The sequence below is a fragment of the Helicobacter rappini genome (assembly GCF_900198625.1).
Lineage (GTDB): Bacteria > Campylobacterota > Campylobacteria > Campylobacterales > Helicobacteraceae > Helicobacter_A > Helicobacter_A rappini.
The window spans coordinates 67,615-88,444 of the sequence record NZ_FZPK01000014.1 but is presented as its reverse complement, the minus strand read 5'-3'; the positions used below and the strand labels follow the sequence as shown (position 1 = coordinate 88,444).

Genomic DNA, 20,830 nt, shown 5'->3' with positions numbered 1-20,830 from the left:
AATCGTTATTTCTGATGGTTATTTTGGCTATATTTCACAGAATCTGCAGCAACAAATGCAAGACCAAAGGCACAAGGGCAATAAATTCTATTTGTTAGACATAGATGACAATTCAAATGAAAAAACATTTTTTGATACACATTGGGTGTATGATACACAAACACAAAAAGCCCAAGTGTTGTATGCGATGAGATAGTGTTTAAAACTATATGCTTAGATGCGAATGAGTGTAAAAAATAGATTTAGATTACAGCTTAATATGGCAAGAGTTGGGTTATACCCACCCATCACCACAAACAATAATGACAATTTAATAACATAAAACCACATAGTATTATTATGAATCTTAAGGGCTTTTTTGCTATACTTCGCATATTTTATTTTAGGAGCGTTGCATGGATTTTCTCACAAATCTTAGTGAAGGTTGGCAGTTTGGCATTCAGCTTTTAGTCGTGCTTATATGTCTGTTTTATGGTGCAAGAAAAGGTGGTATTGCACTAGGGCTTTTAGGCGGTATTGGAATCTTAATGCTTGTATTTTTCTTTCATATTAAGCCCGGAAAGCCAGCAATTGATGTTATGCTTACCATCTTAGCAGTTGTTGTAGCGAGTGCTACACTTCAGGCAAGCGGTGGGCTAGATGTTATGCTGCAAATCGCAGAAAAAGTGCTAAGAAAAAATCCAAAACTTTTAACAATTCTAGCGCCTTTTGTTACCTGCTTTCTTACTATTTTATGTGGGACTGGGCATGTGGTTTATACGATTATGCCAATCATTTATGATATTGCGATTAAAAATAATATCCGCCCAGAGCGTCCTATGGCTGCTGCTTCTATTGCTTCACAAATGGGGATTATTGCCTCGCCTGTGTCTGTTGCGGTTGTAAGCCTTACTGCCCTACTTTTAAACTCCGAGCATAAACTTGCAGGATTTGATGGCTATATCAATCTGCTTCAAATCACTATCCCTAGCACACTTTTTGGTGTATTGTGTATTGGAATCTTTTCATGGTTTAGGGGTAAAGATTTGGATAAAGATTCTGAATTTCAAGCTAAACTCAAAGACCCCGAATTTAAAAAATATGTCTATGGCGATAGCAAAACCTTGCTAGGCGTTGATTTACCAAAGAGTAGCTGGATAGCTATGTGGATATTCTTAGCTGCAATTGCTTGTGTAGCTTTGCTTGGAATCTTTGATTCTTTACGACCAAATTGGGGGCAAATAATGAAAAATGGTGTAGCACAAGTTGATGCGTTGGGGAATCCTAAAATAGATTCACTCTCAATGGTAGCAGTGATTCAGATGTTTATGCTGCTTGCTGGCTCACTTATTATTATTTTTACAAATACTGATGTGAAAAAAATCGGTAGTAATGAGATTTTTAAATCTGGCATGATTGCACTTGTAGCCGTGTTTGGAATCTCATGGATGGCAGATACAATGTTTGCCGTGCATACACCGATGATGAAAGATGCGCTTGGAGGCATTGTAACGACGCATGTTTGGACTTATGCGATTATGCTACTTTTAATCTCAAAGTTTGTCAATTCTCAAGCAGCAGCAATCGCAGCATTTGTGCCATTAGCCCTAAATATCGGGGTTGAACCCGGAATCATCGTAGCCTTTGCAGCAGCGTGCTATGGCTATTATATTTTGCCAACTTATCCAAGCGATCTTGCAACAATTCAGTTTGATAGAAGCGGCACAACGCATATTGGACGATTTGTTATCAATCATAGCTTCATTTTACCGGGCTTAATCGGTGTTTTTAGCTCTTGTGTAGCTGGATATTTTCTAGCTTTAGTGGCTGGATATTTGTGATTTTGATGTTTGGCTTAAATATTTCTATTTTTTTCTATATATAGCTTAAGGTTTAAGGTAGTTGTGTGTCATTGCGTAATATTTAAATTTAGCTCACTAACAAAAAAACTAATTAAACCTACATTAACACATAAAAGCCTCTTCATAATTTGCTTAATGTGTATATGGTCTTGCGTTGCTAAACAAAAACAAGTTATCCAAAGCTCTATCCAAAGCAATTCATTCCTTATGATTCCACATAATCTTAAAAAGGCTGTCCATTTTTTACACATATATTAAAGTGTGTCTTATGTGTTGATAAGACATACAAAACTACATATTTATTTTTTAAATGCTAGATAAGTAACGGCAAAATGCAATGTTTTTGCTTCCACATGTTTGAATTTGCATCTAAAGTATTAATAAGTTTGCAACACTTTAAAACGATTCTGTATCAAGTGTTAATTTGAAAATCATAATTCACTCGTATTAAGTTTAAACGACATAGTTTTAGATCCGATTCCTGTTAAAATTCCACCTACACAAATGGTAGAGAATCTAAAAGCTACTTAGTGTCAATTATGTTGAATAATGTTAAAACCCCATGTATTCTATTTGCAACTTTATATATGGAGATAGAGCTCAAAAAATAGAATCTATAATCTCTCACTCTGCATTAAGACTAAATAACCCCAATAATCTCGCAACACTCTCACAAATATAAAGCAGGAGAAAACCTACCCTATCACTTTTGGTACAATGAAATAGCCATCTTTTGCTTTTGGGGCTTGTTTTAGGATTTGGTCTCGTATTGCGGAATCTTCTGGTAAATCTGGTCGCATGGGGGTTTTATCATCTTTTTGCAATGCAATACTATCTGTATCGACTTCCTGCAGGCTATCCATTTTGGCGATAATTTCGCTTAATTCTTCTTTAAAATCCTCACGCTTTTCTTGTGCGATATGTATCATTGCTAATTTTTCAAGCTTATCAAGTAATTTATCATCTACAAACATAAATAAACCTTTCCATACAAAATAGCGTGTATTTTAGCAAAATATATCGCGGTTTTACTAAATAATATATTCATACATGCTTTTTAAAACGATGTATTAGATTTTTCAAAGCCATCATAATGGCTTTGTGTGGTTTGCTTATACGCTCAAGCCGTCTCTTCATTGCAGGAAAGTTATAATGTCCTTGAAATTCCCTTAATTGTCTTGCAAGTGCTATGGCATATTCAGGCAAACCTTCATTTTCTATATTTTCTACTTGTGCGTTCAATTCATTTTCGAATCCACTGCATAACCTTGCCATTTTACACCATACATCTTTATGTGGATATATATTTGGCATAAAATCTATCGTAAGTTTATTATAAGCCCCAAACCATGCTTTTGCTGGACCATTGCAATGGAGAATCTTGGCATTTATCATTGCTTTTTCATATCGCTTTGAAAAATCTATATTAGTAGAACAAGCTGCTTCAAGTGATTGATAAGCAAGTATCCCCCATTGTTCACCCAAATTATACACCCTATCACACATAGCAAAGTTTAGGGCATCTTGGTCTGCAAACTCTGTTTCATACTCTCTCAAAAAACGCATTGCCTCAATATCTACATTTTGTTTTATCCACTCTTTTGTATTAATAAGCATAAGCCCACTGCAAAAATAAAAACTTGTTTCAAACGATTTTACTGCTTTTTTACCGCCCTTTTTCTTTCTGTAGATTCCATAACGACTAATTGTTGCATTTGGGCTACCACTCGATGAAGCAGCAATATAGCCATCTAAATTGAGTGCAAAAAGCTCTCGCAAGTCTGTTAATACAAGCATATCTGTATCTAAATACAAACATTTATCTACATTTTTTGGTAAAAAATCCACAAGTTTAACACGATAATAAGCCGCATATTGTTGCGCTTCTTCATAGCCCCACTTTGGTAAATCTTTGAAATCTTCATCACTAATAATGTGGGCTTCTATTTGACATGGATAAATATCGTTCAGGGTAGTTTGTAATATATGAAATTGCTCCAAAGTTTTCTTTGCAATAGAATCTGTTATAACATGAAAGTGATAGCCCTCTAAATTAATGGGGCTTTGCCCCGCATTTATAGGGTTTTCTCTATTTGCGAGACTTTCTCCCCAAGTTATGGGGCTTTGCCCCCCCCCCCCATTTATTTGCATAGATATGTTGGAATCTTGGGTTTTATTTTTAGAATCTGTGCTATGAAAGGCGAAATCTACATATTTTTTACTTGTATCTGTGTAATGTATGATATTTGTTATCAGCACTGCTACATATTTCATGTAATTTTGATCAGCATTAAATACAATATGAAACATTCTAAATCCTTAATATTAAGACAAAAGTTTTTTAGATTCTATTTGCACTGCCTAAGACTTCCATTCTCTCTGCGATGACATTACTCATAGCCTCCATAGCTGGTGCAAAAAACTTGCGTAAGTCAAATTGTGATTTATCTTTATTTGCGAGTTTTCTCACTTCAGCAATGAAAGCAATGCGTAAATCTGTATCTGTATTCACCTTATTTATGCCCCCTTTTACTGCCTCTTGTAAGAATGAGAAAGGCACACCCTTGCTACTGCCAATATCCCCACCACTCTCGCTAAAACTAGCCCTTACATAATCTGGTATAGCACTCGCCCCATGTAATACAAGCGGGATTTTTGTTAGCTCTTTTACAAGCTTTAATCGCTCAAAATCAAGCTTTGGCTCACCTTTAAACTTAAATGCCCCATGACTTGTGCCAATGGCTGGGGCTAGATAATCTATCTTTGTTTCTTTTACAAACTGCTCTGCTTCCTTTGGATTTACAAGCACAGCATCTTTCTCATCAACCGATATATTATCTTCAATCCCCATAAGTCTGCCAAGCTCTGCCTCTACGCCTACACCCTCTTTATGTGCCATTTCTACGACTTTTGCGCTCTCTTCTAGATTCTCATGAAAAGGATGGTGTGAAGCATCAATCATCACAGAAGTAAATCCCGCTTCCACCGCACTCTTACATGAAGAAAAGCTAGTGCCATGATCAAGGTGTAATGCCACAGGGATATGCGGATAACGCTTTGCCATAGTTTTTACCATGCCTACTGCCATATCAATACCCATGTATTTTATCGCCCCTTCACTTGCTTGCACAAAAATGGGTGAGTTTGCCTTATTTGCCGCTACAAAAATAGCATTTAGCATTTCAAAATTCACAAAGTTAAACGCACCTACTCCATAGCCCTCTTTATTCGCTTTGTTTAGAATCTCTTGTCCAAAAACTAGCATATTTGCTCCTTAAAAAATAATTATTATCTATCCGTCATTGTATCAAAAGTGTGTGAGTTTAGGTTACAATGCCTTATAAGTTAAACATAAAGAATACATAATATTTTATGCTATAATGTGTGCTTTGTAAATCCCAAAGACTTAATAATTTTATAGAATCTTAAAGCAAGAGAAAAAGGAAATAAGTGCAATACACAACACATTACAACAATATAGAATCTCTAAAGTATCATCTAGACACTTTTAAGCAAACAAAAAAGCTTCCAGCCCCCCTGCTGATACTTGCCCCACTTGCTGGTTTTAGCGATGTGCCTTTTAGAAAGGTAGTGAAAGATTTTGGTGTAGATATTACCGTGAGTGAGATGATAAGCTCCCATGCCCTTGTTTATGAGAATGAAAAAACGCTAAAAATGGCATTAAAAAGCCCGAATGAGACGCCCTTTTCCCTGCAGATTTCAGGGAGTAAAGAAGAGATTCTAAAAAGGGCAGTTGAAAAGATTAATGAACTCTCTTGGGTAGATATTATTGACTTTAACTGCGGTTGTCCCGCTCCAAAGGTGGCAAATCATGGCAATGGCAGTGCGCTTTTAAAAGATTTAGATAAATTCGTATCACTACTACAAATCATTCGCAAATATGGCAATAAGCAGGTATATAGCGTAAAGGTTAGACTAGGCTTTGATAAAAAGATACCGCTAGATTTAGCAGAAGCGATTAATGAAAGCAGTGTGGATTACTGCGTGGTGCATGCTAGGACAAAAATGGACGCGTATAAAAAGGATAAAATCGATTATGATAGCCTTGCTTTGATGAAAGAAAACTTGAAAATCCCCATGATTGCAAATGGCGAGATAGATGGTTTAGAATCTTTTCAAAAAGTCATGCAAATCACAAATGCAGATGGGGCGATGATTGGTCGGGCTGCGTTGAAATCTCCTTGGATTTTCTGGCAGATACAGGCTAAAACAAATGACTTTCCACTTGCTTTGAAGAGAGATTTAGTATTAAAGCATTTAGATTCTATGTTTGAGTTTTATGGCGAAAGGGGGGTTATTATGTTTAGAAAAAATCTACATGCCTATGCGAAAGGGCAGAAAGATTCTAGCAAATACAGGGAGTTTGTCAATAATGAAAAGGATTATCATTTAATTAGAGAATCTATAAAGGACTTTTTTGACACCACAAAGCTAGAGTCAAGTGATATTTGTCCTATTTTTAATAAAAAGAGTGTATAAGGGGAGTAAAATGAGTGGTTTAAAAAGAGGGGTTTTTGTTATCATTGTGGGGATTTTTTGCTGTATAGAGTCTGCATGGGCGGTTCGCTATCAGTTTTTTCTTGGGATAGGGCAAAGCATAACTGAAGGCTCACTTCATACAAACTCTACAAATCAAATGACAAAAAACACTTCAAGTGTCAATGAAAAAGGTGGCTATTACTACTCACAAACGCAACTTGGCGAGTATAATGGCAGCGTGAAAGATATTACAAGCGGCTATATCGGCACAGAAGTAACCTTTGATAAAATGGGGATTTTTACCCTGCGTGGTTATATCAGTGCGAGTTATTCTAATAAAGTCGATCTTGGCTCTATATCAAAAAATGTGCGTGATGGGAATCTGCGTAAATGCGGTGCGGGAGAGATGCCCGGTCTTACAAATATTTGCTATCGCGATGGATTCTATGTAGCTGCACCCGGTAATGGCGGACAATATCAAGAAATTAAGTTTAATAAGAATCCAAACTTTGCAGAAAATATCTCAAATAATGCCTTTATGTTAAGCTACTCTGTTGGCTTTGACTTTGGTGCAAATATACCTATACATATTTTAGTAGGGACTTTGAGTAGTTATAAAAAGATGATTCCATTGCGCATTGGTGCTTATGGTGGTATTGGCTATGAGTTTATCACTTATAGCTTAGGGCATTATGATAGCAGGACTTATAATAACACAACCAAAGACAGCGTAACGCTAAAAGCAGATGATACACTCTATCTGGCTGGGGCTGGCGCGTTTATGCGATTTGGTGCAAGTATTTATGCTTATAATAACATACGATTTGACATCGGTGTGAAAATGCCTATACAAATCGCAGGTGATCCAAGTGCTAAAAGTCAAAGGTGGTATCAAATGGATTCTACAGAATCTTTACCAAATAACATTGATAAAGTCTTCGCTCAACAACTCTTACGACAAGAACACAGCACAACACTTGGCATGTATTGGCAATTCGCAGTTAATGTTTTGTTTTAGATTCTGTAATTGATTTTAATTGTTTGCAGATGTTTTTAGATTTTCATTGATCTAATTAAGTAGATTTAAAAATATTATTTAGAACATTATAATACCCACGCATTAACAACCACTAAAAATTAGAATCAAACCAGCTGGCGATTTCACTTCGTATAGTATGCTTTAATTGCAAGCCGAATATAAAATCATCTTTTTGTGCTTTTAATAATAGACTTAAAGCCCCATTACGCAAGCGGCTAAGATAGGGGTGATCAATCTGATTATAATCGCCAAGAAACACAATGCGACTTTTCTCTCCCATACGCGTGCCTATAAGCTTAATGGTCGCATCAGAAGCATTTTGCACCTCATCAAAAATCACAAATTTATTATGCAGTGTGATACCCCTAGCATGTGCTATATCCATAACTTCAATGCGGTGTTTATCAAGAAAATATTGCGTTGCATGCTCTTTATCAAAGCCTTTACTCTCACCTTTATATTCGATACGCTTTGCAAGGGAATGCTCCTTTAAACGCTCAATAATAAAATTTATGCTACTAAATAAGGGATACATAAAATAATGTAGCTTCTGGTCTTCATCACCTTTTCTAAAACCAAGCTCTGCTTCCTTATCATTTGCTGTGATGGTGTTTCGCAAATACACGATGCCATCGACAACGCCCATTTTTTGCAGTGCAATACCCGCTTGAAGTGCTGTTAAAGTCTTGCCACTCCCTGTGCTACCTGTGATAATGCTTACATAATTATTCGCATGTAAAAGGATCGCATAGGCGAGTTTTTGCTCGACATTTAGCGGCAATATATAGGGCTTTTGTGTGGCAATAATAGAATCTAAATCAAGTATTTCAAGTGTGTCATTTTGCTTAATGCCAAAGTGCTTTCTCCCCGTTTCATACCGCATACTATCAGTCATATCCACTTCATCAATCTCAAAAATATGCCAATTACTCAACTTTTTAAAAGTATCGCTTTGACTAAACTCTTCTGTATCGCTACCATCTCGCAATAACTCTATTTTATGGATAAAGCTGATTTCTTTTGGACTAGCGATTGCGGCTTGATTAAGTGAGGAAGATTCTATATTTTCTATCATGGATCGCACACGCAAAGCAATGTCATTTGTAAGCAACAATAGCCTATAATCCTTTGCAATCTCTCTAAGGCGCGCATCATTAAAGCCATAATCGCTATGTGCCGTGCGATATATCGTGCGTGTAATCACAAAAAGTGGCACACAAATATCTTGTGCCTGAAACACAATACAAGTAATATAATCTGTTGAAAGCTGTGGTGTGATACTTGTCATACTCTCTTTTGAAACATTGTGAATGCGGCGGAAAAATTCACGCGCAAAATAGCCACTCTCACTTTGCTGATCCTTTTTCCTATCAAGCTCTTCTAGGACAATATCTGTAATGAAAAGTTCCATATTTTTGTGGTGTAAATCAATGAGATTCTGTGTGTTATCAAGGATAATTGAAGTATCAAGCAATACCTGCTGCATTACGCCCCTTATGCTAAAATATAGTGATAATTTTAGCATAAAATGCGGTGAATAGAGATGAGATAGATATTAGACTTAGTTTTAGCCGTATTGTTTGGAATCTAAATGTATTTGCTAAAGGATATTGTATAAGGTTTGTTATAATTTAGCTTTTATTAAAATATATCAAGTTGATAGCATATAAAGGATACAAATGCAGGTTACGATTATTGGTAGTGGGTATGTAGGACTTGTGGCTGGGGCGTGTTTTGCCCAAATGGGAAATGAAGTGATTTGCCTTGATGTGGATTCTAAAAAGATAGAATCTTTAAAGCAGGGAAAAATCCCTATCTATGAGCCGGGCTTAGAAGAAATGGTGCGTGAGAATGTTAGGCTTAAAACTTTGCGTTTTAGCACGGATAAAAAGGAAGCCATCTCAAATGCGGAAGTGATTTTTATCGCTGTTGGCACACCTATGGGCGAAGATGGCAGTGCGGATTTAAGCTTTGTTAGAGCTGTGGCACGAGACATTGGCAGTCATATAGAGCGAGAATATGTCGTGGTGGTGGATAAAAGCACGGTGCCGGTGGGGACGGCTAGGGAGGTGAGAAGAATCATAGAATCTGCTTTAGCAAAAAGGCAAGATTCTCATATCGCCTTTGATGTCGTAAGCAACCCTGAGTTTCTTAAGGAAGGCGTTGCGATTAAAGACTTTATGAGTCCAGATAGAGTGGTTATCGGCACAGATTCTACAAGGGCATTAGAAGTGATGAAAGCCTTGTATGCACCATTTTTATTGAAAAGTGATAGGCTCATTGCTATGGGGATAGAATCTGCGGAGATGACAAAATATGCGGCAAATGCGATGCTTGCTACAAAGATTAGCTTTATCAATGAGATGAGTCAAATCTGTGAGCGTGTGGGGGCAAATATCAATGATGTGCGGCAGGGCATAGGCAGCGACTCACGCATAGGATATAGCTTTATTTACCCGGGCTGTGGGTATGGTGGGAGCTGTTTCCCTAAAGATGTAAGAGCATTGGAAAAAAGCGCGAAAGATGTGGGCTACACGGCAAAGATTTTGCAGGCGGTGCAAGAAGTCAATGAAAAGCAAAAAATGCTTTTGGTAGAAAAGATTGTTAGGCATTTTGGGGAGAACTTACAAGGGCTTAGCTTTTGTGTATGGGGGCTTAGCTTTAAGCCAGAGACTGATGATATGCGTGAGGCAAGCTCTTTGGTGTTAATAGATGAGCTAACTAAGCGTGGAGCAAAGATACAAGCCTATGACCCAAAGGCATACGAACAAGCGAGATTCTATCTCAAAGATAAATTATCTTCTATTACATTTATGGAGAGTAAATATAGCGCGTTGCAGGGCTGTGTAGCGTTAGTGCTGCTGACTGAATGGCGGGAGTTTAGAAGTCCTGATTTTGGCGAAATAGCAAAGCTGTTAAAAGAGCCTATTATCTTTGATGGGCGGAATATTTACCAGCATTGTGGCTTAGAATCTAAGGGCTTTGCGTATTATCAAATAGGCGTTGGAAATATAGAATCATAAAAACTAGATTAAGTATATTTGAAATCTCAGTGCAAAAAAGATTGAGAATCTTTGCGGAATATGTTAGCCAAGCTTTCAAAAGCTTGGCTGTTGGATTTATAGAAATTATAAAATCTCTATTTAATGTCTATGTGCTTAACATTGCAAGTTATTTTTTATGAATACCATTAATATAGAATTTAATAGATTCTACACCATTCTTTTTAGCCCATTCATACGCACTTGACACAAACGCCCAGTGGATATGTGAGAAAAACTTCTCCAAATACGCAGGACGCGCGTTTTTATGATCAATATAGTAAGCATGTTCCCACACATCAACCACAAGCAAAGGCACTTTATCATCTGTGATAGGTGTTGCTGCATTGCTTGTTTGCACGATTTCTAACTTTTTTGTAGTCAAGTTATACACAAGCCAGCACCAACCAGCACCAAATAGAGTTGTCGCAGCTTGTATAAACTTCTCTTTAAAGCCTTCAAGCGAACCAAACTCTGCATTAATCGCTGCACTCAAATCAGCACTTATATCTGTTTTACTTGGTGAGATGCAATCCCAATAGAAGTCGTGATTATATACTTGAGCGGCATTATTAAAAAGACCACCATTTGACTTTTTGATAATATCATACAATTCTGCATTCTCAAACTCACCACCTTTGATAAGGTTATTTAGATTTGTTACATAGGTTTGATGATGCTTACCATAGTGATATTCAAAAGTCGTAGGGGTAAGGAAGTCTCCAAACGCATTAGTCTCATAGGGTAATTTTCTTAATTCAAACATATTATCTCCTGAAAAATTAAAATGAAGCTATATTATAATATACTTTGCTTAATATTTGTATGATTGAAAGTTAATTAAATGTTAGATAAGTATTCATTCGCAATTAACCAGAAAGTTTAGCAGACAATAAATCATATAAGTATCATAACAACACACTTCCTAATCATAGTAACAAAACCGCAATCATACACTCACTCAATAAAGCCCTTTTCGTGCCAAATAAATACCCACCATAATGATTCCTATACCTAACATTTCTATCCCGTCCAAATATTCTCCGAGAATAAAAAAACCCATTAATGCCGCAACAATGGGTGTAAAAAGCAGTAAAATAGATGAAAGTTGTGTGCTTGCTTTGCCTAACACAAAATTTAAAAATCCTTGTCCAATCACCTGTCCAAAAAATGCTATCAGTGCAATTACCCAAAAATCTTTCATATCTTTGGGGGTTTCAAAACCCTCAACAAACACAGCCATAATAAAAAGCAAACTAGCTGCACCTATATAGCTAAAAAATGTGATCTCTAAGGTATCATAACGCTTTCTCATAGAATACACTACACTTAAAAATATGCTATAACACATAACACTTAAAAATGCCATAAAGTCCCCAAATGGTGTTGCTACGCTTAGTTCACCCTTACCACCAACCAATACTATAACACCAATAAAGGCTATACCAGCGGCAATGCCAAAATTCTTTTGGAATCTTTCCTTAAAAAAGAACACACCAATGGGTATCAAAATAAAACACGCAAGAGAAGCAAAAAGATTCACATTTGCGACACTTGTATTATGCAAAGCGATATTAAAAAACACCAAATCTGACGCACAAAAGATTCCGCCAAACATCATTAGTGCAATATCCTTTAATGGAATCTTAAAAATATTTTTGCGTATATTTGCCATAAGCCAAAAAATGGGCAGTGTCAAAGCAATGGAATAGAAACCCAAATTCATAGGCGACATATCAGTGAGCTTGATAAGCACGCTAGAATAAATCGTAGCGACCTGCGACAATATGGCTATAAGTGTAATGTTAAACTGCTTTAGATTCAAATAAAGTCCTTATAGTTTTGCATTTCTGCTCTCTACTATAGCAAAATATAGGCAAACAAATCTAAACACACTCTAATAACTTTCCTTCTTTGCAAAATACACACCAATAAGTATAATGCAAATCCCGCATATTTCAAATATACCAAGTTTCTCACCAAGTATAAAAAAGCCCATTAACGCCGCAATTATAGGAGAAAAAAGTAGCACAAGAGATGAAGTTTGTGTATTGACTTTACCCATAATATAATTGAAAAATCCTTGTCCAATCACCTGTCCGCATAAAGAAATAAGGGCGATTATACCAAAGTCTTTCATGTCTTTTGGGACTTCAAAGCCCTCAAAAATTAAGGCAAGGACTAAAAGTGTAAGACTTGAGCCAATGCAAGCAAAAAACATAATCTCTAAAGTCCCATATCGTTTTCTTAGTGAGTAAATCACAGCTAAAAATGAGCTATAACATAGCACACTTAAGAATGCCATAAAGTCGCCAAAGGGCGTTGCCACACTTAACTCGCCCTTGCCACCAACCAAGACAACAATGCCACAAAATGCTACAATCGCCCCGATTAAAAGGCTTTTCCTAAACTTTTCCTTAAAGAAGAAAATGCCAATAGGAATGAGAATGAAACACGCAAGAGAGCCAAAAAGATTCACATTTGCTACACTTGTATGCCGCAATGCAATATTAAAAAACAATAAATCAAAGGCAAAAAATATTCCCGCAAGCATCATAAAAGCAATATCTTTGAATGGAATCTTAAAGACATTTTGTCGTGCATTTGCCATAAGCCAGAAAACGGGCAACGCCAAGACTATGCGATAGAATCCTAAGTTTATAGGTGACATATCTGTAAGCTTTACTAGCACACTCGCATAGATTATGAAACTTTCTGCAAGGAATGCAAGAATAATAAAAAAGCTAGAATTTTTGGGAATCTTTGGAAGTTTAAATAACTTTTTTTTAGAGATAGAATCTATTGGGCTAGATTCTATATTATTTAAAACTTGACTTTTATTTATAGAATCTTTAGTATGCTTTTTAGAATCTATTGTAATAGAGACTTGATTATTTGTCATAGATGAAGTCCTAGAGATTTAGATTCTAGAATTATAGGAAAAAATATAGAATATGCAGTCTTTAAAATGTTTAATTACATTGTTTTGGTTTTTAGAATCTATACTAGATTTTTCGAATTAGCTCAAAATGATAAGATTAGATTCTGTATTACAAGATTCCATTATTACGCTCCGTTATAAATTTTAGATACTTCGCTACGCTCAGTATGACAAGGGGGAGAGTCAGTATGACAAGAATAACCAGTATGACAAGTGGCAAGAAAAGTTAGCATAATAAGTTGTTTTACTCTGCAATTATTCCTTATCCGCTAGCTCTTGTGCGATAAGCTCGGCTTGTTTGATGGCATTATCTACGCCTAGCTGTATGCTATTTGGCGGATAGCCGTATTTCTTTAGCACCTTTTTTACCGCAAGTCTTAGCTCTGCTCTCACACTCTCACGCAAAGTCCAATCAAGCGTAGCATTCTCTTTAATCGTAAAAAATACCGCTTTGCTTAACTCACGCAGTTTCTCTACGCCCATAATCTCTTCTACTTCCTTAAACTCACTCAATGCTTCATAAAAGGCGTATTCATAATCGCTTAAGCCTGAATCTTGCTTTTTCTCATCACTTGCGATGAGTTCTTGGCTTAGCTCTATTAGCTCTTCAATGACTTTTGCGGCGTCTATGAGTTTATTTTGATATTGCATTAGAATCTGATGAAGTTTTTCATACAAACCTTTGCTTTTTAGCTCTTTTGGGAGTCGTGCTTGCAGTTCATCATTTAAGAGTTTGCGTAAAGTCTCTAGTGCGATATGTGGATATTTATAATGTCTCATACCCTCTAAAAACTCATTTGAAAGGATAGAGATATTTTCTGTTTTGATTTGACTTTTATCTAAAATATCTATCATACCCTCACTTACTAGCTCTTTGTCAATGACTTGCTTAATAAGGCTTTGTTTGAGTGCATTGTCAGCTTGGGCTTTGGAGTATTCACTCTTTTTAATGCGATTTTTTAATAACTCAAAAAAGGCAATTTCTTTTGAAAGATTCTGAATCTCATCATTTGGTAGCACCATAATATAGGCTTTCACAAGCTTTACCACCTCATCTAAAAATCGCTTTTTTAACTCTTCATCACTTAAAATCTTATCTGTGATTTGTGAGAGTAAGTCAAGCTTGCCCCTTGTGTCTGCTTGAAAATATTTCATATACTCAAAGCCGTGCAACATTTGCTTTAATACTTCGTGCTTTTCATAGACGACTTCTACTAGCTTTTGCTTATCTACAAGGAAGTTTTGCGATTTACCCTGTGTGTAAAACTGCAAGGCTTTTTGGAGTTCTGCCATAATGCCTATATAATCTACGATTAAGCCAGAGGGCTTGTCCTTATACACGCGATTTACCCTTGCGATTGCTTGCATAAGGGTGTGTCCTTTCATAGGTTTGTCAATATAGAGTGTATGCAAGGGTGGTGCATCAAAGCCTGTTAGCCACATATCACAAACGATGATAAACTCTAGGCAGTCATTTATATCATTTGCCCTATTTGCGATATATCTTTGCTCTTCTTTGCTTGTGTGAAACTTTGATAGCTTTGCACCATCACTTGCACTTGAAGTGATGATGACCTTTGCCCTGCCTGTTGTGTAATCATCACTATGCAAACTTGGCTCAAGCTCTACTAGCTCATTATACAAATCCACGGCAATTTCTCTGCTAGAACACGCTATCATTGCTTTGCCTTTAAGCTTTTCTTTTCTAGCGTTGAAATGCTCTAAAATATCTTTGGCAATGTTTTTTAGTCGCTCTTTTGCCCCGATAATATCTTGTAGTTTTAAGAGACTGCCTTGCGTGTTATCTGTATCAAAAGATTCTATAAGCTTTTTGCCCTCTTCGCTTAGATGAAGCTTTGCTAAACGACTTTCATAAAATAAAGGCAGGGTTGCACCATCATCTACGGCTTTTTGAAAATCATAAATGTCTATATAGTCTCCAAACACATTTCGCGTATTTGCATTATCTTTTTCTATGGGTGTGCCACTAAAGCCTATATAAGTAGCATTTGGCAGGGCATCGCGGACATTTTGTGCGTAACCATAGGCAAGGGATTCACTACGCAGTCTTGCACTAAAGCCATATTGTGTGCGGTGGGCTTCATCGGCAATGACGATAATATCTCCCCTTTGGCTTAAAAGCTCAAAGCGTTCGTTTTCATCTCTAAACTTTTGCATTGTGCTAAAGATTATCCCGCCTTTTCTTTGCGTGAATTTCTCTTTTAAATCCTTTGTGCTTTCACATCGCAAAGGCGTTGTTTGTAAAAGTGTGCTTGACTTTGCAAAGGTATTAAAGAGTTGATTATCTAAATCCGTCCTATCTGTGAGCAGTAAAAGCGTAGGGTTGTTTAGCTCTTTTAGGGCTTTAGCACAGAAAAACACCATTGATAGACTTTTGCCACTGCCTTGAGTGTGCCATACTACACCGCCTTTTTTGTTTGTTTCACTGCTTTGCATAGCCTTTCTGGCACTCTCTATTGCCTTATTTACAGCATAGTATTGATGATATGCGGCGATCTTTTTATTGAGTTTAGATTCTTTATAGCCTTGTGTATCTTGTATGTAGCTTTGCTCATAAGTGATAAAATAGCGTAAGAAATCAAGCAAAACGCAGGGCTTTAATACTTCGCAAATATCCACAACACGCGTATTTTCACTTAGCATATCCCCTTGCCCCTGCCATTTTAGAAAGCGTGTAAAGTCCGCATTCAAACTGCCAAGTTTAGAATCTACCCCATCGCTTATGATACACAACGCATTTGGGATAAACAGCTCTTTTGCCTTTTCTTTATAGGTTTCTATCTGTAAATATGCTTTGTGTAAATCTGCGTTTATATCAAGGGGGTGTTTTAGCTCACATAGCACCAAAGGCACTCCATTGACAAATACCACAACATCACATCGCACAGAATCTTTTGTGCTAAATACAAACTGATTGAGTGCTAAAAAGGCGTTATTTTCTACATTCTCAAAGTCTAATAACTCTAGGTTAATGCCTCTTTGCTCACTATTTACCATTGCTTCTAGTGTAATGCCGCCTATCAAATAATCGTGCATTTTCGCATTAGCACTCATTAAGTCTTCTTCATCACTTAAAGCTAGAATCTTTTTATACGCCTCAAGGGCTAAATGCTCTTTTTGCTCCAAGCTTAGAAAGTCATAATTGCTTTTAGATTCAAAGTTTATACGCATAATAGAATCTAAAAATATCTCTTTTAAAATCCATTCATCTTTTTTCCTTGCAACTTCTTTTGCATTTTTGCATTCATAGCCAAAACTCCCCAAAGTCTCTAATAATAGCTCTTCTATGCTCTCTTCGTTAAATTTTGACATTGTTTGGTCCTTTCTTTAGCTTAATAAGCGATATTTTACTACATTTTATACCGAAACTATAAAGAAGTATGATAGAATAGACCCCAAAATCTTTATGAATAGGGTGTTGTTTTATGAAAGCATCAGATGTGGCAAAATATATTTTAAAAAATTCTAGCAAAAGATTAAGCAACTTAGAACTACAAAAAACATTGTATTTTGCTGAAGTTGATTTTATTAAGGAGCATAAGAAATCTCTTATAGACGATAATTTTGAAGCTTGGCAATTTGGTCCTGTTGTAAGAGATGTTTATATGGAATATAGAGACTATGGGGCAAACTCTATTGATGTGCCAGACAATCAAGAAAAATTAGATTTAAGTGATGCCGAAAAAGAGACTATTGCAAAAACCATAAAGCAATGTAACAATAAATCGTATTGGGATCTTGTTGGAGAAACTCACAGAGAGGGTGGTGCTTGGGATAAAACTTACCAAAAAGGACAAAAAAAGATTATTGATAAAGAACTGATTAGAAAAGAGGCTAAATAAATTATGAGTAGTAGCAATGACATATTGGATGACAAAATAAAAAACATCATTGCTAAATTGTGTGAGTCACGACAATTTGATCCAAATGAAGCAGAATGCATCATTAAAGACCTAAAAAATATTTATCAAGATGGGTATAGGCACAAATACTCACAAATCACAAAAATAATTTTAGAAAAAAGCGATAGTGAAGAAGATGGACTCGCTATACTTGGACAAAATCTAAGAACACTTGAAGAATCCGTTCAAAAATCTAGCACTGACGATACGCTAAATCAAGTAAAATATAAGCTTGAAAAACTGCTCGATCATATCAATTTAGAGATTCTGCGACTTGGAGATTCTAGTAAAAATTTTGACAAACTTAACAGCAAAAGCAATGAACTGCAAGATAAATTCAATAACTTACAAGAGACATCTAGCAAAATCGAAGACAAACTTAACAGCAAAAGCAATGAACTGCAAGATAAATTCAATAACTTACAAGAGACATCTAGCAAAATCGAAGACAAACTTAACAAGCAACAAACACAATATATAACAATTTTAGGGATTTTTGCTTCCATTGTCTTAGCTTTTGTTGGCGGTTTCACCTTTTCCACTTCAGCTCTATCCAATATTGATAAGGCGAGTATATATCGTTTAGTTTTTGTTTTATCTTTCATCGCATTATTTTTTGGCAATATTTTGTTTGCTCTCTTTAGGTTTTTATCAAAATTTAATACTCATATCAGTGATGAGTCTAAAAAATGGTATCAACAACCCATTTTATATTTTAATGCTGTTGCGGTGCTAATTATGATGTTAGATTGTGTTGCATATTTTTTATTCAAAGATTGCCTTTAATAGTATATCCCGCATTGCTTGGAGATTCTGAATCTGTTTTGCGTTATGGGAAATTTTATCAGTTATCAACAGCATTTGCTTATCAAAACTTTCTAAAATCTTAGAATCTGGTTTATAAATTTGTTTTTCTACAAAATGTGTTACCTTGATACTAGGCTGCACAGAACCTATATCAAACTCTTTAATCTCTTGTTGCATATATTTTAGCCACTCATAAAGGTAAAATGGAGAAATATCTCTAGCCCTAAAACCAATCACATTTTGAGCTATACACCCCTTATTATCTAGCAACATTGCCACTTCACCTATGCTACCAACGGTTGAAAACAATATATCATATTGCTTGATATGTTCTCTAAACCATTTTTGATAAGTTTCTTTAATCACATATTTTCTTACAATATCATAATTAATCAACATAGAATCATCACTCAAAGCATTTACTTCAATTAAAGGGTATGGCGTTATATCTGTTGTAAATGGAGGAGTTTTACCACGATTATCTATAATTTTCACATAATCGCCAAGTTTGCCTAGCTCCCATTCATCACGCTTTGGATTGTCTATAAAATAATGGCGAAAAAGGGTAAGGGCTAGAGATTCTAAAGTTTTGTTTTGCCTATGGAGTAAATCTATCTTATCATCAAAACTACTTAGAATCTCTGCTATTTTTTGTTGTATTGTAAGTGGTGGGAGCAAAAAGGTAAAATCACGCAAAACTTCTATTTGCACCCTTTCTCTGCCAGAACTACCCGTCATAGATTTAATGGCAACTTCCCTAAAATGTTTGCTTCGTGCCAAATAATATAAAAAATCTTTATCGCTTATTGTTGTCTTTTCTCTTAAAACTATAAATTCAGTAGAACCAAAAGCTATTTCATCGTCTTGTAAAAAATCAACAAATGCTGTTTTTCCATTTTCCAAACAAGGTGTGATTCTTGCAAGTAAAGTATCACCATTTCTAAATTTAGCTCCACCATTAAAAGATTCTATACCGAAAGAATAAACTTTCTTGGTGTATGGCTCTAAATTATCCATAGCAACCTTTTTGTATAAATAATGTTTTCTTAGAGTCTCTTTTGGGTTTATCTCCGCAACTTCCCCAAGACGGACTTCCTGCCATTGTTCTTTATGGAGAGATTGTAGAAAATTTTCACAATGCTGTTCTTTTAGATTCACAATCATTTCCCACCTATAATCTCTAAATTTTTTAGAATCTTTTCACTTAAGATTCTCTCTTCTTTGATTTGAGATTCTAGCTCGGCTTTTAAGCGTGTAAATTCTCTTTCAAAATCAAAGTCTTCATCATCTTCTGCCAAGCCCACATAGCGACCGGGTGTAAGGACATAGCCTAGATTTGCTATCTCTTCTTTGCTTACACTTTTACAAAAGCCTAGAATATCGCTATATTCCCCACTTTGCTGCTCTTGTGCCTTTTGCCATTTGTGGTAAGTCTCTGTGATTTTAGCAATATCACTTTGAGTTAGAATCCTATTTTTGCGATTGATGAGTTCGCCTAAACTTCGCGCGTCAATAAAAAGCGTGTTGTTATGAGATTTATTGCGTTTGATAAACCACAGACACGCTGGAATCTGCGTATTTAAAAAGAGTTTTGCAGGGAGATTGACGATACATTCTATAAGGTTAGATTCTATTAAGTTTTTGCGGATTTGCCCCTCTGTGCTTGTGTTGCTTGTAAGAGAGCCTTTCGCAAGGACAAATCCCGCCCGACCTTTTGGGGCTAGGTGGTGGATAAAGTGGCTTATCCACGCATAATTGGCATTCGTGCTAGGGGGTGTGCCATACTGCCAACGCACATCATTTTCTAGTGCTTCACTGCCCCAATCTGTGGCGTTAAAAGGTGGGTTTGCGATGATGAAATCTGCCTTTAAATCCTTGTGTGCGTCATTAAGGAAGCTTCCTTCACTATTCCATTTGAGTGAGCTAGAATCTATTTTTCGCAAGGCAAGATTCATCTTTGCTAGTCGCCAAGTGGTTTGATTACTCTCTTGCCCATAGATTGAAATATCGCTGATTTTACCCTGATGCTCTCGCACAAATCGCTCACTTTGGACAAACATTCCCCCACTTCCACAGCAAGGGTCAAACACTCTGCCATTATAAGGCTCTAGCATAGCTACTAGCAATTCCACAACGCTTTTTGGCGTGTAGAATTGCCCGCCTTTTTTGCCCTCACTCAAAGCAAACTCACCTAAAAAGTATTCAAAAATATGCCCTAAAATATCGCTTGTATTCTCTTGATTTAGTGAGATAGAATCTATTAAGTTTATCAAATCGCCCAAAGTCGCACTATCTAGGTTATCTTTAGCATAGACTTTAGGCAGCACGCCTTTTAACTGCGGATTATCCTTTTCTATCAAGTCTAGGGCGTAGTCTAAATCTTTGCCAATTTGTGGGCTTTTTGCTTTGCTTAAAAGAGCGCTCCATCTAGAATCCTGTGGCACAAAAAAGATATTTTTTGCGATATATTCATCTTTGTCTTCTGCATCTTCATTCTGTGAAAGCAACTCTTTGTGTAAAGATTCAAAACTATCGCTAATGTATTTTAAAAATACAAGTCCAAGCACGATGTGTTTATACTCTGCGGCGTCTATGTTTTTTCTAAGTTTATCAGCGGCACTAAAAAGGGCGGCTTCTAGCTTTTGGGTTTGTTTTATCTTTGCCATTATTATCCTTTGTGTTTTTGTCCTTTATGTTCTTGTGGTGAAATAGTAGCATATCATTGTAGATTCTATGAA

At 36.2% G+C, this 20,830-nt stretch carries 16 protein-coding genes and 1 pseudogene; 7 read left to right on the top strand and 10 right to left on the bottom strand.

All coding sequences use genetic code 11. The features are described from left to right. Together C6H17_RS03795 and C6H17_RS03790 are read left to right on the top strand one after the other, a co-directional pair. A pseudogene (locus C6H17_RS03795) lies at positions 1-196 on the top strand (hypothetical protein); the annotation flags it as partial. A gap of 199 nt (positions 197-395) precedes the next feature. Then, positions 396-1,820: an anaerobic C4-dicarboxylate transporter gene (locus C6H17_RS03790; protein WP_005218209.1), complete on the top strand. Its 1,425-nt coding sequence runs from the start codon at positions 396-398 to the stop codon at positions 1,818-1,820. A gap of 716 nt (positions 1,821-2,536) precedes the next feature. Here the strand turns inward: C6H17_RS03790 and gatC are convergent. The 3 genes from gatC to C6H17_RS03775 form a co-directional block, all read right to left on the bottom strand. Beyond that, entirely contained in the window at positions 2,537-2,815 is a 279-nt protein-coding gene (gatC, locus tag C6H17_RS03785; protein ID WP_005218206.1) for an Asp-tRNA(Asn)/Glu-tRNA(Gln) amidotransferase subunit GatC, read from the bottom strand. Between the two features lie 70 nt (positions 2,816-2,885). Next, entirely contained in the window at positions 2,886-4,151 is a 1,266-nt protein-coding gene (locus tag C6H17_RS03780; RefSeq protein WP_020995896.1) for a glycosyltransferase, read from the bottom strand. 31 nt (positions 4,152-4,182) lie between these two features. Continuing rightward, positions 4,183-5,106, bottom strand: a complete 924-nt coding sequence (locus tag C6H17_RS03775; protein WP_005218202.1) for a class II fructose-bisphosphate aldolase — start codon at positions 5,104-5,106, stop codon at positions 4,183-4,185. A 272-nt stretch (positions 5,107-5,378) separates the two neighbouring features. Here C6H17_RS03775 and C6H17_RS03770 point away from each other — a divergent pair, with 272 nt between their 5' ends. Beyond that, positions 5,379-6,341, top strand: coding sequence for a tRNA dihydrouridine synthase (locus tag C6H17_RS03770; RefSeq protein WP_005218200.1), 963 nt, complete (start codon positions 5,379-5,381; stop codon positions 6,339-6,341). A 10-nt stretch (positions 6,342-6,351) separates the two neighbouring features. Then, a complete protein-coding gene (locus C6H17_RS03765) occupies positions 6,352-7,359 on the top strand; it encodes a hypothetical protein (RefSeq protein WP_020995898.1) in 1,008 nt (335 codons plus the stop codon). A 112-nt stretch (positions 7,360-7,471) separates the two neighbouring features. Here the strand turns inward: C6H17_RS03765 and C6H17_RS03760 are convergent, their stop codons facing one another. Next, on the bottom strand, positions 7,472-8,866 hold the full coding sequence (locus C6H17_RS03760; protein WP_020995899.1) for a PhoH family protein: 1,395 nt from the start codon (positions 8,864-8,866) through the stop codon (positions 7,472-7,474). Positions 8,867-9,059: 193 nt separating this feature from the next. Here C6H17_RS03760 and C6H17_RS03755 point away from each other — a divergent pair, with 193 nt between their 5' ends. Beyond that, entirely contained in the window at positions 9,060-10,403 is a 1,344-nt protein-coding gene (locus C6H17_RS03755; protein ID WP_005218193.1) for a UDP-glucose dehydrogenase family protein, read from the top strand. 148 nt (positions 10,404-10,551) lie between these two features. Here C6H17_RS03755 and C6H17_RS03750 read toward each other — a convergent pair whose 3' ends face one another. The 4 genes from C6H17_RS03750 to C6H17_RS03735 all read right to left on the bottom strand — a co-directional run bounded on the left by C6H17_RS03750 (position 10,552) and on the right by C6H17_RS03735 (position 16,695). After that, on the bottom strand, positions 10,552-11,187 hold the full coding sequence (locus C6H17_RS03750; RefSeq protein ID WP_005218191.1) for a superoxide dismutase: 636 nt from the start codon (positions 11,185-11,187) through the stop codon (positions 10,552-10,554). Positions 11,188-11,382: 195 nt separating this feature from the next. Beyond that, positions 11,383-12,246, bottom strand: coding sequence for a DMT family transporter (locus tag C6H17_RS03745; RefSeq protein WP_005218189.1), 864 nt, complete (start codon positions 12,244-12,246; stop codon positions 11,383-11,385). Between the two features lie 72 nt (positions 12,247-12,318). Next, a complete protein-coding gene (locus C6H17_RS03740; RefSeq protein WP_104731350.1) occupies positions 12,319-13,323 on the bottom strand; it encodes a DMT family transporter in 1,005 nt (334 codons plus the stop codon). A gap of 294 nt (positions 13,324-13,617) precedes the next feature. Continuing rightward, complete coding sequence (locus C6H17_RS03735) at positions 13,618-16,695, bottom strand: type I restriction endonuclease subunit R (RefSeq protein ID WP_005218186.1); 3,078 nt, start codon at positions 16,693-16,695, stop codon at positions 13,618-13,620. A gap of 113 nt (positions 16,696-16,808) precedes the next feature. Between C6H17_RS03735 and C6H17_RS03730 the strand changes: the two genes are divergently transcribed. Beyond that, positions 16,809-17,225, top strand: coding sequence for a Panacea domain-containing protein (locus C6H17_RS03730; protein ID WP_005218184.1), 417 nt, complete (start codon positions 16,809-16,811; stop codon positions 17,223-17,225). A gap of 3 nt (positions 17,226-17,228) precedes the next feature. Beyond that, the gene (locus tag C6H17_RS03725; RefSeq protein ID WP_104731349.1) at positions 17,229-18,071 is read left to right on the top strand and encodes a hypothetical protein; all 843 of its coding nucleotides are present in this window, start codon (positions 17,229-17,231) and stop codon (positions 18,069-18,071) included. Here the strand turns inward: C6H17_RS03725 and C6H17_RS03720 are convergent. Both C6H17_RS03720 and C6H17_RS03715 read right to left on the bottom strand, forming a co-directional pair. After that, positions 18,051-19,256, bottom strand: a complete 1,206-nt coding sequence (locus C6H17_RS03720; RefSeq protein ID WP_005218181.1) for a restriction endonuclease subunit S — start codon at positions 19,254-19,256, stop codon at positions 18,051-18,053. The genes C6H17_RS03725 and C6H17_RS03720 overlap by 21 nt on opposite strands. Further along, positions 19,253-20,758 (bottom strand): type I restriction-modification system subunit M, encoded by a 1,506-nt coding sequence (locus tag C6H17_RS03715; protein ID WP_005218180.1) that lies wholly within the window; start codon positions 20,756-20,758, stop codon positions 19,253-19,255. Before C6H17_RS03715 ends, C6H17_RS03720 begins: the two co-directional genes overlap by 4 nt. Between the last annotated feature and the right edge of the window lie 72 nt (positions 20,759-20,830).